10 protein-coding genes are annotated in these 14,126 nt (G+C 53.6%); 7 read left to right on the top strand and 3 right to left on the bottom strand.

The features are described from left to right. Positions 1 to 153 precede the first annotated feature (153 nt). The 7 genes from ATY27_RS16335 (at position 154) to ung (ending at position 7,710) form a co-directional block, all read left to right on the top strand. Positions 154 to 519 carry a response regulator gene (locus ATY27_RS16335; RefSeq protein ID WP_208931666.1) on the top strand — a complete coding sequence of 122 codons (366 nt, stop codon included), beginning with the start codon at positions 154 to 156 and terminating at the stop codon, positions 517 to 519. Continuing rightward, positions 516 to 1,130, top strand: a complete 615-nt coding sequence (locus ATY27_RS16330; protein WP_208931665.1) for a chemotaxis protein — start codon at positions 516 to 518, stop codon at positions 1,128 to 1,130. Before ATY27_RS16335 ends, ATY27_RS16330 begins: the two co-directional genes overlap by 4 nt. Continuing rightward, positions 1,130 to 2,101, top strand: a complete 972-nt coding sequence (locus ATY27_RS16325; RefSeq protein WP_208931664.1) for a diguanylate cyclase — start codon at positions 1,130 to 1,132, stop codon at positions 2,099 to 2,101. The genes ATY27_RS16330 and ATY27_RS16325 overlap by 1 nt, the downstream gene beginning before the upstream one ends. 203 nt (positions 2,102 to 2,304) lie before the next feature. Then, entirely contained in the window at positions 2,305 to 4,764 is a 2,460-nt protein-coding gene (gene thrA, locus ATY27_RS16320) for a bifunctional aspartate kinase/homoserine dehydrogenase I (protein WP_208931663.1), read from the top strand. A gap of 2 nt (positions 4,765 to 4,766) precedes the next feature. Then, entirely contained in the window at positions 4,767 to 5,699 is a 933-nt protein-coding gene (gene thrB / locus ATY27_RS16315; RefSeq protein WP_208931662.1) for a homoserine kinase, read from the top strand. 55 nt (positions 5,700 to 5,754) lie between these two features. Further along, positions 5,755 to 7,041: a threonine synthase gene (thrC, locus tag ATY27_RS16310; RefSeq protein ID WP_208931661.1), complete on the top strand. Its 1,287-nt coding sequence runs from the start codon at positions 5,755 to 5,757 to the stop codon at positions 7,039 to 7,041. 3 nt (positions 7,042 to 7,044) lie between these two features. Next, positions 7,045 to 7,710, top strand: a complete 666-nt coding sequence (gene ung / locus ATY27_RS16305) for a uracil-DNA glycosylase (protein WP_208931660.1) — start codon at positions 7,045 to 7,047, stop codon at positions 7,708 to 7,710. Between the two features lie 185 nt (positions 7,711 to 7,895). On the opposite strand, the gene ATY27_RS16300 is transcribed toward ung, so the two are convergent. The 3 genes from ATY27_RS16300 to pgi all read right to left on the bottom strand — a co-directional run bounded on the left by ATY27_RS16300 (position 7,896) and on the right by pgi (position 14,116). Then, positions 7,896 to 8,069, bottom strand: a complete 174-nt coding sequence (locus ATY27_RS16300) for a DUF3545 family protein (protein WP_208931659.1) — start codon at positions 8,067 to 8,069, stop codon at positions 7,896 to 7,898. Positions 8,070 to 8,244: 175 nt separating this feature from the next. Further along, positions 8,245 to 12,168, bottom strand: coding sequence for a kelch repeat-containing protein (locus ATY27_RS16295; protein WP_208931658.1), 3,924 nt, complete (start codon positions 12,166 to 12,168; stop codon positions 8,245 to 8,247). Between the two features lie 328 nt (positions 12,169 to 12,496). After that, on the bottom strand, positions 12,497 to 14,116 hold the full coding sequence (pgi, locus tag ATY27_RS16290; RefSeq protein WP_208931657.1) for a glucose-6-phosphate isomerase: 1,620 nt from the start codon (positions 14,114 to 14,116) through the stop codon (positions 12,497 to 12,499). Between the last annotated feature and the right edge of the window lie 10 nt (positions 14,117 to 14,126).

The following is a 14,126-nucleotide window of genomic DNA, read 5'->3' as shown; positions in this document are numbered from 1 at the left end:
GTTCAAATCAGCCCGGTAGGAGAGCAGGGCGTTGGCAAATAGCTTCAACTCATTTTACACAGTGCGATGATCGGATGTTGCAATCAAAGGGGCAAGTGGTTATATTTTGCCCGTAACTTCAAATAATTATTAGAAATTCAGAGGCAGTTCTGCATGGCTTTGCCAGTCCTGATTTGTGACGATTCAATTTTAGCCCGCAAGCAAGTGAGAAAGAGTCTGCCAGAGTCTTTTGATGCCGAGTTCCAGACTGCCGGCAATGGCCTTGAAGCGCTGGCTGTGTTACGCAGCCAGGAAATCGGCTTGGTATTTCTGGATCTGACGATGCCTGAACTGGATGGTGTTGGTGTACTTGAGGCGATCAAAGCCGAAAGTATCGACTGCTTTGTCATCGTGATCTCAGCGGACATTCAACCGGAAATGCAAAAACGGGTGATGGAACTTGGTGCACTGGCGTTTGTACAAAAACCTGTGAACGAAGACAAGATCAATGGCGTACTGAAACAGTATGGTTTCATATGAATAATCTGGGCTTCAGCGAAGAGCAGCGCGATTGCCTGCAGGAAATCATCAACGTGGCGATGGGATTGGCCAGTGATAAGCTGGCGCGTTTCCTCAATACTTTTGTTCATTTGCAAGTACCTTCGATTGCCCTCGTTGGCGCTATGCACATCCCGGCTGAGTTCGAAAACCGCTATCAGGATGCTGAAGCGGCGCTGGTCAGCCAGGGCTTCTTTGGTAATGAAGGCGTACGCGGTGAAGCGATTGTGCTGTATAAAATGGAAAACGCACACAAAATCTCGGCGCTGCTGGGTTATGAGCCAGGGGACGTTTCAGAGATTGAGATGTTAACCGACATCAGCTCGATTTTGACGACGACCTTCTTAAACGGTTTAGCCAGCCAGATTGAAAACAGTTTGTCATATTCAGCGCCCAGAATACTGTCATCGCGGCATGGCAATGTCGCGGATGTACTGAAAAATACCTCGTTTCATTGGGAGCATGCGTTAAAAGTAGATATCAGTTATCAGCTGATTGATCATTCCTTTAATTGCGACATGATTCTGTTAATCCCGGGCGAAGCCGTGACCAATATCAAACATATCCTGGATCGGATCCTGGAAGCCTACTGATGTCGCATGCGATGTTGAGCAGTCCTATTCTCGCCGCCCTGAACAGCGGCGTGATTGTTATTGACGATGAATACAATATTCAGTACCTGAATGCATTTATCGAAAGACACGGCAACCTGCAGTTGGCCGGCGTGCTGGGTAAGTCGCTGTTCAGCGTGTTTGCCGACTTACCCGAAGCCTGGCTCAAACGTAAGCTGATGAGTGTGCTGGATTTAAAGACTCCGGCCTTTAGCAGCTGGGAACAACGTCAGTATATTTTTAAACTGCCTCATCTGCGGCCTATCACCAGCAGCAGCCAGTACATGGCACAGAATTGCACTATGCTGCCGCTGGAAACTGGTCAACATGAGCAACCATTGATTTGTATCCTGATTGAAGATGCCACCGATGCATTTGTTTATCAGCAGCATCTGAGCCGCACACTGATTGAACTGGAAAAAGCTAACCGGCAGGATGGTCTGACGAAAGTACAGAACCGCCGGTACTGGGAAGAGCAGCTGAAGCAAGAAATACATCGGGCGCAGCGTTATCAGCATTCGCTGAGTCTGATTTTGTTTGATTTAGATAAATTTAAAGATCTGAATGACAAATATGGCCATTTGGGCGGCGATTTTGTCTTGGTCGAGTTGTCGTCTTTTATCAGCAGCCTGTTACGTGATTCAGATTTATTCGGTCGCTATGGTGGCGAAGAGTTTGGCATTATCCTGCCTGATACAGGTCTGGAAGGCGCGGAAGAAGTTGCCGAGCGGATTTGCCGCGCAGTGGCGGACTATCCAATGTTATTTAATCAGCAAACCATCCGCACGACGCTGAGCATCGGCGTCGCTGAATTTGTGCCGAAGCAACATTTCCTGCATGATGATTTAATTCGTTGCGCTGACATGGCGTTGTACAATGCCAAACGTTCAGGCCGGAATCGGGTATGCTGTTATCAGGCCGGTGAAACCGATTATCACAAGAAGGCTAACTGACTTTATTTTGAACATATAGATTGACAGACGTCTAAAACAATGCGCATATAAGAACGCATGAAATATACCAATAATATCAATACAACCACCACGATTATTACCACCAGCCCTGCGGGGTAGGAGGTCGGCGGCGTATTGTCTTGATAAAAGGCCCGTGACCTCAACAGTCACGGGCCTTTTGCGTTTTATCTGAGGAGCAAAAAATGCGGGTGCTTAAGTTTGGGGGTTCGTCGTTAGCGTCGGTGGCGCGGTTTCTGGAAGTTGCGGCAATTGTGCGGTCGCAGCCACAGACCGAGCCGGTGGGACTGGTATTATCGGCGCCGCATGGCGTGACCAATTTATTGGTGGAACTGACTGACCTGGCCTTTCTCGGCACCGGTTATCAGGATGCTTTGCAAAGCTGGCGGCAGCGCTTGCAGAAAATGCAGGCGGATGCTGCGGCAGTGATTGATAGTGCCGCGCAGCAACGCCTGCATGCTGTGGTTGCAGCACAAGACGCGACGCTCAGCAACAGACTACAGGGTGTCGAGTTGCTGCACTATTGCCCGGATCATATCAAGGCACAGTTACTGGGGCTTGGTGAGCAATTCAGTGTGGCATTGATGACCGAGTTGCTGTTGGCGCAACAAGTCAAAGCGGTATTGCTCGATTCAGTGCTATGCGTAAAAAGCCAGGGAGATTATCTGAATGCGGTGGCGGATGTCGCAGCTTCAGAAATTGCCCTCGGCGCTGCGGTGAAAAAGCAGGCCGCGCAAGTTTATGTCTTAGCTGGTTTTGTCTCGAGTAATGCGCAGGGCGAACTTTGTCTGCTTGGCCGCAATGGTTCTGACTACTCGGCCGCCATCGTGGCCGCAGCGTTGCGGGCATCGGTCTGTGAGATTTGGACCGACGTAGATGGTGTTTACAGTGCAGATCCGCGCCAGGTGAAAAATGCCAAGCTGATTGACCATTTGTCTTATGACGAAGCGATGGAATTATCCTATTTCGGTGCCAAAGTGCTGCACCCGAAAACGATTGGGCCGCTGGCGCGTTATCAAATCCCTTGTTACATCAAAAATACGCTGAATCCACAAGCGCCAGGCAGTTGTATCGACAATCAAAACAGCGGTGACAGCCTGGTCAAAGGCATTTCCAGCCTGGAACATCTGGCGCTCATCACAGTATCTGGCCCAGGCCTTAAAGGCGTTGTGGGGATGGCTTCGCGGATTTTCGCCACGATGGCGCGCGAGCAGGTGTCGGTGAATTTAATCACTCAGTCGTCCAGTGAATTCAGTATCAGTTTCTGTGTGGCACAGCTGGATTTAACAGCCGCCAAACGCGCGCTGGAAGCCGAATTCGAACTGGAATTGCAGGGCAAGCTGCTGCGACCGTTGTCTATCCAGACCGATATGGCGATTGTCAGCCTGGTTGGCGATGGCATGCGCCAGCACCGCGGTGTAGCGGCCAAGTTTTTTGCTTCTTTGTCACAGGCGCGGGTCAACGTCGTCGCCATTGCGCAGGACTCCAGTGAACGCTCTATCTCAGCCGTGGTTGAACAGCAAAGTTGCCAGAATGCAGTGAAAGTCTGTCACGAAAACTTCTTCAGCCACGTGCCCAGTATCGACGTGTTTCTGGTCGGTTGTGGCGTGGTCGGCAGCGAATTATTAGCGCAGTTTGAACGTCAGCAGCAGTTCCTGCAAAACCGCAATGTGCGTTTGAGTGTGTATGGTATCGCCAATTCGCGGCAGTTATTGTTAAACGGTCAGGGCATCGATTTAGCCAAATGGCAGGACGATATGGCCACTGCGACCGCGCAATTCTCGCTGGCGGCTCTGGATAAATTTGTGCAGGAACATCACCTGACCAACCCGGTGCTGATCGACTGCACCAGTTCAGAAGCCATCGCGGCCCAGTACAGTCAGTTCCTGGCGGCCGGTTTCCATGTGGTCACGCCGAATAAAAAGGCCAACACGGCGAGCCTCGATTATTACCGCGAACTGCGTCAGGTCGCGCAGCGCAATCGCCGCCGTTTCCTGTATGAAACCACGGTCGGCGCCGGATTGCCGGTCATCGACACGCTGCAGGGCTTATTAAATGCTGGTGACGAATTGGTAGCCTTTGAAGGGATTTTGTCCGGTAGCCTCAGTTACTTGTTCGGCGAGCTGGAAAAAGGTCTGCCATTGTCTGAAGTTACCGCGAAGGCAAAAGCGATGGGCTTTACCGAGCCGGATCCACGCGATGATTTATCCGGCATGGATGTGGCGCGTAAGCTGCTCATCATGGCGCGTGAAGCCGGTCTGGAACTGGATTTGGCTGATGTCACTGTCGAAGGTGTATTGCCGGCTGATTTTGCGCCCGGTACTGATGTAGCCACTTTTATGGCCAAATTACCGGAGCTTGATGCCTGGTACGCCGACAAAGTCGCGGCGGCGCAGGCGGATGGCAAAGTGCTGCGGTTTATCGGTGAAATCGCCGACGGTCAGTGCAAAGTCGCGGTCAAAGCCTTAGATCTGGACCATCCGCTCGCCAAGGTCAAAGATGGTGAAAATGCGCTCGCGATCCACACCCGTTATTACCAGCCAATTCCGTTTGTGCTGCGTGGTTACGGCGCCGGAGCCGCAGTCACCGCGGCCGGTGTGTTTGGCGATGTGATGCGCACATTAGGCTGGCAGCAGGAGGTTTAAGCATGAAGTCGTATTTTGCGCCGGCCTCCACCGGGAATTTTTCGGTTGGGTTTGATTTATTGGGCGCAGCCTTTGAAGCAGTAGACGGTACATTGTTAGGGGATGAGTTACAGATCCTCGGCGAAGCCGAAGCGATGTCGCTGGAACTGGCGGGCCGTTATGTCCACCAGTTACCGGGCGACAGCAATGATAATCTGGTACTGACCAGTTTTTATGCCTTTGAGCAAAAAGTCGGCCGGGAGTTGCCCCGGCTGAAACTGCGGCTGGTCAAGCATTTGCCGGTTGGCAGCGGGCTGGGTTCCAGCGCCTGTTCGATTGTGGTGGCTTGTTATGCTTTTAATGACTATTTCGGCAAGCCGTTGTCAGACCGCGAACTGCTGGAACTGACTGCCGTCTGTGAAGGCGGCGTCAGCGGTGGCGTGCATTATGACAACGTCGCGCCGTCCTTGCATGGCGGCTTGCAATTGATGCTGCCGGAAAGCCCGTTGTTATATCGCAAATTGCCATGGTTTTCTCATTGGCAGGTGGTGTTGAGTTATCCGGGTACAGTGCTGTCGACCAAAGCGGCGCGCGCAGTGTTACCGCAGCAACTGACGTTAAAGCACAGCATTCAGTTTGCCGGCACCGTGGCGCGTTTTGTTGCTGCTTTGTATAGCGAAGATGAAGTCGAGGCTTTTGCGGCGCTTAAAGATGTGGTCGCGGAGCCGGCGCGCACGCCGCTGATCCCGGAATTACCGGCTATTCGCGCGGCACTGATGGCAGAGGGGATTGGTCATGTCGGCATTTCCGGCGCAGGCCCAACCTTGTTTGCGCTGTGTAGCACACCAGAACAAGCCGAATTCGCCCGGGATTATCTCAGGGCACACTATGAAAAAAATGCCGATGCGATGACGCATATCTGCCGGTTATCAAAGGCTGGTACACGCGCGTTGTAAAAAGACACTTGAACAATGAATTCAATGATTTAAGAGCAATGCTCCAGGAAATATTATGTTGTTAAGAAATATCAAAGTACCGGCCCAGCAGGTCAGTTTTTTAGACGCGGTGCGGATTGGCCTCGGTGAACAACAAGGTTTGTTTTTCCCGGCCAGTTGGCCAAAAATCGACGTCGACGCGCTGTTGGCGATGCCTTTTGCCAAACGCAGTGCGCATTTATTGCATGCGCTGATCGGGGATGAATTACCGCTGGCCGAGCTGGAACAAATGCTTGGCGAAGCTTTTTATTTCCCGGCGCCGGTGGCGTCGGTGACTGAAGAGATTGGTTGTCTCGAACTGTTCCATGGTCCGACACTGGCATTTAAAGACTTTGGTGGTCGCTTTATGGCGCGCGCGCTGCTCGCTGCGCAGCAACGTTCCAATGTCAGCCGCACGACTATCGTGACCGCTACTTCGGGCGACACCGGTGCAGCGGTTGCACACGCGTTTTATCGCCAACCGGGTGTGCAGGTGGTGATCCTGTTTCCGAAAGGCAAGATCTCGGTGTTGCAGGAAAAACTGTTCACGACGCTCGGCGATAATATCCACACGCTGGCCGTTGATGGTGATTTTGACCAGTGCCAGGCGCTGGTGAAAGAAGTGTTTAACGACCGCGACCTGGTTGGCCGGCTCAATATCAACTCCGCTAACTCGATTAACATCAGCCGGTTATTTGCCCAGGTTTGTTATTACTTCGAAGCCGTGGCGCAGTTAACGCCGGCCCAGCGCGAACAGCTGGTGATCTCAGTACCCAGCGGCAATTTTGGTAACCTGACGGCAGGGCTCATTGCCAAAACATTGGGCCTGCCGATTAAACGGATGATCGCAGCCACCAACGCCAACGACACAGTGCCGCGTTATTGGCAAAGCGGGCAGTGGCAGGTCAATAAAACAGTCGCCACTTTATCCAATGCGATGGATGTCAGTGCGCCGAATAACTGGCCACGGGTCGAAGATTTGCTGGCGCAAGGCGTGATCGAGAGATCGGCACTGGCTACGCAGGTGGTGGATGAAGAAGATACCCAGCTCGGTGTGCGCCAGTTATCACAACTGGGTTATTTGTCTGAGCCGCACGCGGCGGTGGCTTATCGCGCATTAAAACGCGAATTGCAGCCGGGTGAATATGGTCTGTTTCTGGGCACCGCGCATCCGGCTAAGTTTAAGGAATCGGTAGAAAATATCCTCGGCAACCCAATTGCGTTACCGCCTGCATTAGCGGCCGTCGCCGGTGAACCAAGTTTAGCGGGCGATCTGCCGGCCGATTTTGTAGAATTGCGCAAAGTGTTGTTAAGTCTGGAGTAAAAAGTGCAGTTGTCCTGGCAAGATGTGATTGGCGCGGAAAAAACGCAGCCGTATTTTCAGCAGACCGTTGAGGCAGTCAAACAGGCGCGGGCCGCCGGTACTGTGATTTATCCGCCGGAAGCCGATGTGTTTAACGCCTTTCGGTATACCGGCTTTGACCAGCTGAAAATCGTCATTATCGGTCAGGACCCATACCATGGACCGAATCAGGCGCATGGTTTGTGTTTCTCGGTGCGCCCCGGTGTTGCGGTGCCACCGAGTCTAAAAAACATCTACAAAGAGTTGGCGCTGGAATTTCCGGATTTTGTGATCCCGACACATGGGAATCTGGAAAGCTGGGCGCGCCAGGGCGTATTGCTGCTCAACACTGTATTAACGGTGGTGGCGAACGAACCCAACTCGCATCGTCATTTGGGCTGGGAAACCTTTACTGACAACGTGATTAAAGCCATCAGTGCCAAAGCAAAAGAACCAGTGGTGTTTTTGCTGTGGGGATCGCCTGCCATCAAAAAACAGCAATTGATTGACGGCAGCCGCCATCACATTCTGACCGCGCCGCACCCATCGCCATTATCGGCTTATCGTGGCTTTTTAGGCTGCGGCCATTTTGCCAAAGCTAATGCGTTATTGGCAGAAATGGGTAAAACGCCGGTGGATTGGCAGGTGTAAGGGATAGGTAACGGTGCATTACAAGCCATCCGCAACTTGGCTGCGCCGTTTAATTTGTTCTCTGCAGCCAACGCAGCAATAAAAAACCGGAGTTACCTCCGGTTTTTAACAGGCAAATCAGCGAGCGCTGTGTGAGCAATGTTCCAAAGTAAAAAGCCCAACCTGTGAAGGTCGGGCTCTTTACGTTAAATCAGTTGTTCAAACAGGTCGTCTTCTAAGCTCCAGTCGATATCTTCGAGCTCTTTTTTCAGACGCTGCCGCTCCTTCACGGCTTCGATCTCGCGCCATTTGCGCTTCACCGGCCGGCTTTTCGCGGCTGGTCGTTCCAACATAGTCAGTAAGTCGTCAAAGCTTTCCATACTTCACCTCGCTACATTGTTGTTGTTATTTTCAACAAAATTGATACCACATTTTTTGACAAAATAAAATACATTGATGACAGAAAAATGAAGCGCAGATGAAGCAAAAAATGCAGAGCGAACAATCAATTGAGGTCGTATGCCAGTCCGCGGATCTGACTGGCAATAAAGCTCTTTAATGCGTGGTCGTGCAGGCGCTGGCGGAGTACTGATCCTGGCGACGCAATGTCGTTTTGCTGCCGTTGCTTTCACGGATCACGATAGTGTCGACGCTGACACTGACAATTGGATTGGCGTCGGCAAAAGGGTCGACACTGCCTTCGGTAAACCAGACTAGTTTGTCCTGCCACAGGCCCCAATAGCCGCGATAATCCCGGGTAGTGCCACCGGATGCGTCTGTCACTGTGTAGCGGCCATTGGCATCCAGACGGCTGATGTAGCTGGTCTGGCTCATCAGTTCATTGTGTTGTGACCAAGTGCCAATGAAACGGCAATCAAGTTCGGGTAGATCTGCCATTGGGATACATTGGCCCAGTTGCGTTGGCCAGTCAGACGCATCAGTTTGAGTACTCAGCCGCTGCTGCAATTTTGAAATACAACTTTCGCTGAGTGGGCTGACTTCACCGCTGAAGGTGGTGTGTTGCACTTTTTGACCAACACCTGCCCCGAATACCACAAGCACAGTGATACGGATCGCCCATTGCAATACGGGCGCGGGTTCGTGACGCCGCGACAACATCCGGTAATACAGGCCAAGCAATAATAAGAGTCCCAGACCCGGGTAAAACAGCGGTGCCAGAGCCAGCGCGAGCTGCTGCCAGCGTGGCCATACCCAGTGTGTTGCTGGGCCGGTGTTGGCACTGCCGTGCGCTTTTGCTGCGACCTGTTGCGCTTGTCTGACCGGAACAGTGGCTGCTGGTGCGGCCAGCGGTGTAACCGCGGCACAGCTAGCCTGAAACCAACGGGATACATCAGTGCGGCGCCAGCCGTCGTAACCAACCAGCAACAGGCTATCATCGACACGTTTGGCCAGCACGGCGTGGTCCACCGCATATCGTTCTGGCAGACGTTGGACCTTGCCGGTACCGGGGTTAAACAGCACAAACTGTTGCTGCGCAAAACTCAGCCAGCAGCCGCCGGACAATTCGACCGCGTCGCGGCCCATCGGTGAGTCCATAAAAATGTAAGCCCATTGCTGCCGGGACGCCGACCACTGCCATTTTGGGATATTGCCTGATGGGTTACGTTCGAGAAATTTGGCCCCAAGCGCATCGGCGGCGCGCGAAGCGCCGGTGCTTTTGTCTCCCAGTGATAACACAGGCGCAGCTAAGCGTACTGCCACGCCGTTGATCAATTCGCCATGACGCTGATAAGGCACCTGGGGCGACCAGCGCCGGGTTTGCAGATCAAATAACTGAGCCTGTTGTGGGTTGATCATCAAAGCAGGACTGCCATCGTCCAGCGCAGCGAGGGCAAATTCGCTGCTGTCTGTGACGGCAAAAGTACCACAGGCCTGCCAGAGGGTCTGGCTGTTGTCGCTGCTCAGATAACAACGCAGCTCGGTTTGGTTGCTGGCGGGCAGATATGCTTGCAGCAGTAGCATGATCTGCTGGTCAGGCAACTGCAGTAGCTGTGCCGGACTTGCCAGACGCGCTGCCGGCGCCGGTAACACTTGCCAGTGTTGCGTGTCACTGCGCCAGATCTGTAAGCGCAGTTGATTGCTTGTCTGTTGCAGTGCCTGCAGCACATCGCCGTTGGCCAGCGCGAGCAGGCCCGATGCAGTCTGCGCTGATGCCGGCAACTGAAAATCGGTAACGAATTGCCAATGGGCTTTTTGCCTGAGAGGGGGCGGCGGCATTGTGGTTGCCGCGGTGTCGCCGGTGGACTGAGTCCCGTCCAGGTTAAAGTCGGTTAATTTTGCGCTATAAGGTGCAGTGAAACTGACGGCATACACTTCATCAAGCCCGCCCAGCCAATCGGCTTCCACTTCTGGCGACGGCAGTGCTTGCCAGCTTTGGCTGCCAGGCGCGAGATAATAATCCGCCACGATCAAACCGCCATTGCCGAGAGCAAACCAGGATATGGCGCCAAATAAGCGTTCATCCTGCCAGATATCTTGCGGATGGGGCGGTAACCATTCAAATGCCAAATCCTGCTGCCGCCAGCGCAGCAGCGTCTGGCCGTTTGGTCCGCGCTGCTTAAACAACAGGTCACCGTTGCTGCTGGTGATTGGTGTGGTTCGCCAATCGGAAAACTGAAAGCGGCTGCCGTCTTGTGCCAAAATGCCGGGAACCGCAGCAATGGTCTGCGCGCTGATCCGCCATAACCAGATTTGGTCATTGGCTGTACCGGCTCCCTGCCAGCCATAATTGATGTCCTCGTCAAAGGCAGGGCACAGTGTTGTTGCCTGCTTTTCCTGCCCGGGCTGCGCTGCATTTGCCTGGCGCATTTGCCCGGCACAGTCTGGCTCTGCAATATATGTGGCCCAATGACCGGCCAACAGCGCAACCGAACCATCTTCGCGTAGTTGCCAAAATGCGCCAGCCGGCAGTGGTTGGGCAGGGGGCTGCAGTGGATCTGCCGAATAACTGCTGGCCGGTGCCTGATATGACTGAATTTGTCCCGTAGCCGGTTCAAACCGGACGGCCCGAAAGCGGGTGTATTCTGTGATGTTGTACTCGTTGGCAGCGACGAAAAGCACAGAGCCATCCGGCTGCAAGCGCGCCTGTACTCGCTCGTCTGCGGCAAATTCAAGATTGGGCAGCTGTTGCCAGGTCAGATGCTCCGGGTCGAACAGCTCAACATGGTGACGTGCGCTTTGGCGGGCACTGCCGTTACTGTCACTGATACCACCATAAAGCAGCACCCGGCCATCCGGTAACACGACCGCTTCGCTGTTAAAATGCGCTGACAAAGTCGGGGCTGTTTTTTGCCAACGTCCGGTGCGTGGGTCCACCACTTCACTAAATGTGGTGGCCACGGATGTACCGGTCAGGCCCCCGCCGGCAACTAATAACCGGCCATCCGGCAGCTGGGCGACTGTGCTGCCGTTAGGGGAAACGCTGCGATCACCGCGCGGATAATGGCTGTAACTTTGTATTGCCGTAGCCGGCCGATCACTGGGTTTGTCTTGCAGTGCTAGCTGATATAAGGCGTCATTGCTGGCGAGTAGCCAGTGACCGTCCGGCTGCGCCTGCACTGACCAATTGCTACGTTGATTCGGTACAGGCTGGCTGAAAACCTGCTGCCAGTGCTCGCCATCCCAACGCAGTAACAACGGATTGGGTTGGTCATCGGCTGTATAACCGCCGGATAGCAATAACTCACCATGAAGGTTTTGCGTCAGATGACCGGCGGCAATGGGCAGCATCAGCGGCGGCAGTTCGGCGAAACCGTCTTTGATCTCGCGTAACAACAGGGTTTGCAGCAGCGGCTGCTGCTGCGCATTGCGGCCACCGGCGATCAGCAAACCGAACCGGGTTTGCAAGGCCGTATGATCAAACACTGCTTGCGGCAAGTCCGGCCCTTGTCGCCACTTTGGTTCACCGGATCGATACAGCCAGGTATCGCGCAGTGGTTGTAAATCAGCTCCCAACCCCCCTGCGACCAGGATCTGGCCATCGGGTAAACGCGTGGTGCTGTGTAAAGCCCGGGCAACCGGTAAAGGCGGCAGCAGAGTCACACGCTGGTCTTGCCATAATTCGACGCTGGCGAGCATACGCAGCTGCGGCAATTCCCGGTGCGCCGGTTGGCGGATGGCGGGGTCGACTCCGCCAATCAGCAACACGCTGTCATCGGGCAATGTGGTGCTGGTATGCAGCAATCGCGGCTGATGCAGCTGGCCAACCGGTTGCCATTGCTGACCATCTGCGGCATTTGTATCGTACAACCACAAGGCGGGATAGCCTTGATGCTGCTGAGCGGTTTTAGGACAAACACCGCCAGATAGTAAGATACGTCCGTCGCTTAATACGCTGACTTGCTGACGCCTTGGCGTCGCGATCACAGGTTCTGTCGGGCAGGTTGCAGCGGCGGTAAGATAAGTCAGTGGTTTGTCTGGGGTAAAAAGTACGGCGTTATCTTCCGGGGTGTCTAGCACCTGCCATAACTCAGCAGCAGACCAGGCTGGTGCTAAGTCTGCGCTGTAAACCTAGCCGTCAGTCAGGGGCAGCAGTTTGCCACCACCATTGATTGACAAGTTTTGCAGCGGGGTCAGGGTGACGCTGGCCAGTGACGGCCAACACCAGCAGGCGATCAGCAGAAGAATGAACTGTAAAATAAATTTTGCCAGAGACATAAGCGAAGGAATTGAACTATGACAGTTCAAGCTAGCATGTTACCGGTCCTTCGGCTATCAGCAGAATCGGAACAAATAAAGCAAAATAAGGCAAAAAGGTCTGCGGCATTTCGCTGCAGACCTGATGCGATCATGAGCCCTGTTTAAACCCGGTGATCAACTGCTCGGTAGAGCTGTCAAAGGCATGACTGGCAGTACCTGATAACACCTGATAAATCGGTGTCGATAGCTGCTTGCCAAGCTCAACGCCCCACTGATCAAATGAGTTGATATTCCACAGCACCCCTTGCACAAAGACTTTGTGCTCATACAGCGCGATCAGGGCACCAAGGTAGTACGGCGACAACTCTGGCAGCAGCAGCGTATTACTGGGTTTGTTGCCAGGTGATGCTTTATGCGGCGCCAGGAATTCAGCCTGTGCCTCAGAGCCACCTTGTGCCAGTACTTCGGCTTTGGCTTCGGCAATGGTTTTGCCCTGCATCAAGGCTTGTGACTGGGCAAAACAATGCGCCGCCAGGCGGTGATGATGGTCGGTCAGGTCATGTGAAACTTTCACCGGCAGAATAAAGTCAGCCGGCACCGCTAAAGCACTTTGGTGCAGCAGCTGATGGTAGGCATGTTGACCGTTGGTCCCGGCATCGCCCCAAATCACCGGAGCTGTAGCATCGGTAAGTGGTGCGCCATTGACGTCGACACTTTTGCCGTTACTTTCCATATCCAGCTGCTGTACATAAGACGGCAGCAAACGCAGATAATGGCTATATGGCAATAACGCCTGCGCCTGACAACCCAGACCATTGATATACCAGACCCCCAGCAGCGCCAGAATCACCGGTAAATTCTGCTCCAGCGGTGCATCACGGAAGTGAGCATCCATGTCGCGGGCACCAGACAACAGGTTCTCAAACTGTGCGACGCCAAGCGTCAGGCATAATGGGAAACCAATGGCAGACCACAATGAATAACGGCCACCAACCCAGTCCCACATCGGCAGGATATGCGATGCATCGATGCCAAATTCGGCAGCCGCTTTAATATTGGAAGAGGTGGCCCAGAAATGCTGCGCTATCGCGGCTTTATCGGCACCCTGATCAAGGAACCACTGACGCACAGCTAACGCATTTTGCTTGGTTTCTTCGGTACCAAATGATTTGGACGCGACAAACACCAGCGTCGTTGCAGGCTTGAGCGGTTTCACTACATCACTGACGACGGCGCCATCGATATTGCCGGCAAAATGCACTTTGACCGGGCTGTTGTTATAAGGTGTCAGAGCTTCCAGCGCCATCTGCGGGCCTAATAACGAACCACCGATACCAATCCAGACTAAATCGGTAATAGGCTCGCCCTGATAGCCGAGGTACTGCCGGTTATTCAGTTGTTCTACCAGCGCATACATCTGCGCGCGGCAGGCGGCGATTTGGGCCTGCAGATCTTCACCGTCCAGCTGCAATGGCTGGTCAGCCGGCGCGCGCAGCGCGACATGCCAGACCGAGCGGTCTTCGGTGTTATTAATTCTGTCGCCGGCAAACATTGCAGCCTGTTTCGCCTGTAGCGGGCTTTGTGCGGCAACAGCAAGCAATTGTTGCCAAATCCCTTGTGTGATCAGGTTTTTCGAATAATCCAGCGTGATGCCGAGCGCTTTGGCAGTAAAACGCTGTGCGCGCTGTGGGTCTTCAGCAAATTCCTGACGCAGGTTCAGCGGGGCTTTGGCAAGTGCTGCCAGTTCGCTCCAGACTGCAGACGACATAATAAACTCC

Source organism: Rheinheimera sp. F8, from assembly GCF_001518915.1.
The sequence above is the reverse complement of the archived record's forward strand: the minus strand, read 5'-3'. Positions and strand labels throughout refer to the sequence as shown.

Bases quoted from the DNA above. Each gene is read 5' to 3' on its own strand.
- ATY27_RS16335 (WP_208931666.1), top strand. From the start codon at position 154: ATGGCTTTGCCAGTCCTGATTTGTGACGATTCAATTTTAGCCCGCAAG.
- ATY27_RS16300 (WP_208931659.1), bottom strand. From the start codon at position 8,069: ATGGAAAGCTTTGACGACTTACTGACTATGTTGGAACGACCAGCCGCG.
- ATY27_RS16325 (WP_208931664.1), top strand. From the start codon at position 1,130: ATGTCGCATGCGATGTTGAGCAGTCCTATTCTCGCCGCCCTGAACAGC.
- thrC (WP_208931661.1), top strand. From the start codon at position 5,755: ATGTTGTTAAGAAATATCAAAGTACCGGCCCAGCAGGTCAGTTTTTTA.
- ATY27_RS16330 (WP_208931665.1), top strand. From the start codon at position 516: ATGAATAATCTGGGCTTCAGCGAAGAGCAGCGCGATTGCCTGCAGGAA.
- pgi (WP_208931657.1), bottom strand. From the start codon at position 14,116: ATGTCGTCTGCAGTCTGGAGCGAACTGGCAGCACTTGCCAAAGCCCCG.
- thrA (WP_208931663.1), top strand. From the start codon at position 2,305: ATGCGGGTGCTTAAGTTTGGGGGTTCGTCGTTAGCGTCGGTGGCGCGG.
- thrB (WP_208931662.1), top strand. From the start codon at position 4,767: ATGAAGTCGTATTTTGCGCCGGCCTCCACCGGGAATTTTTCGGTTGGG.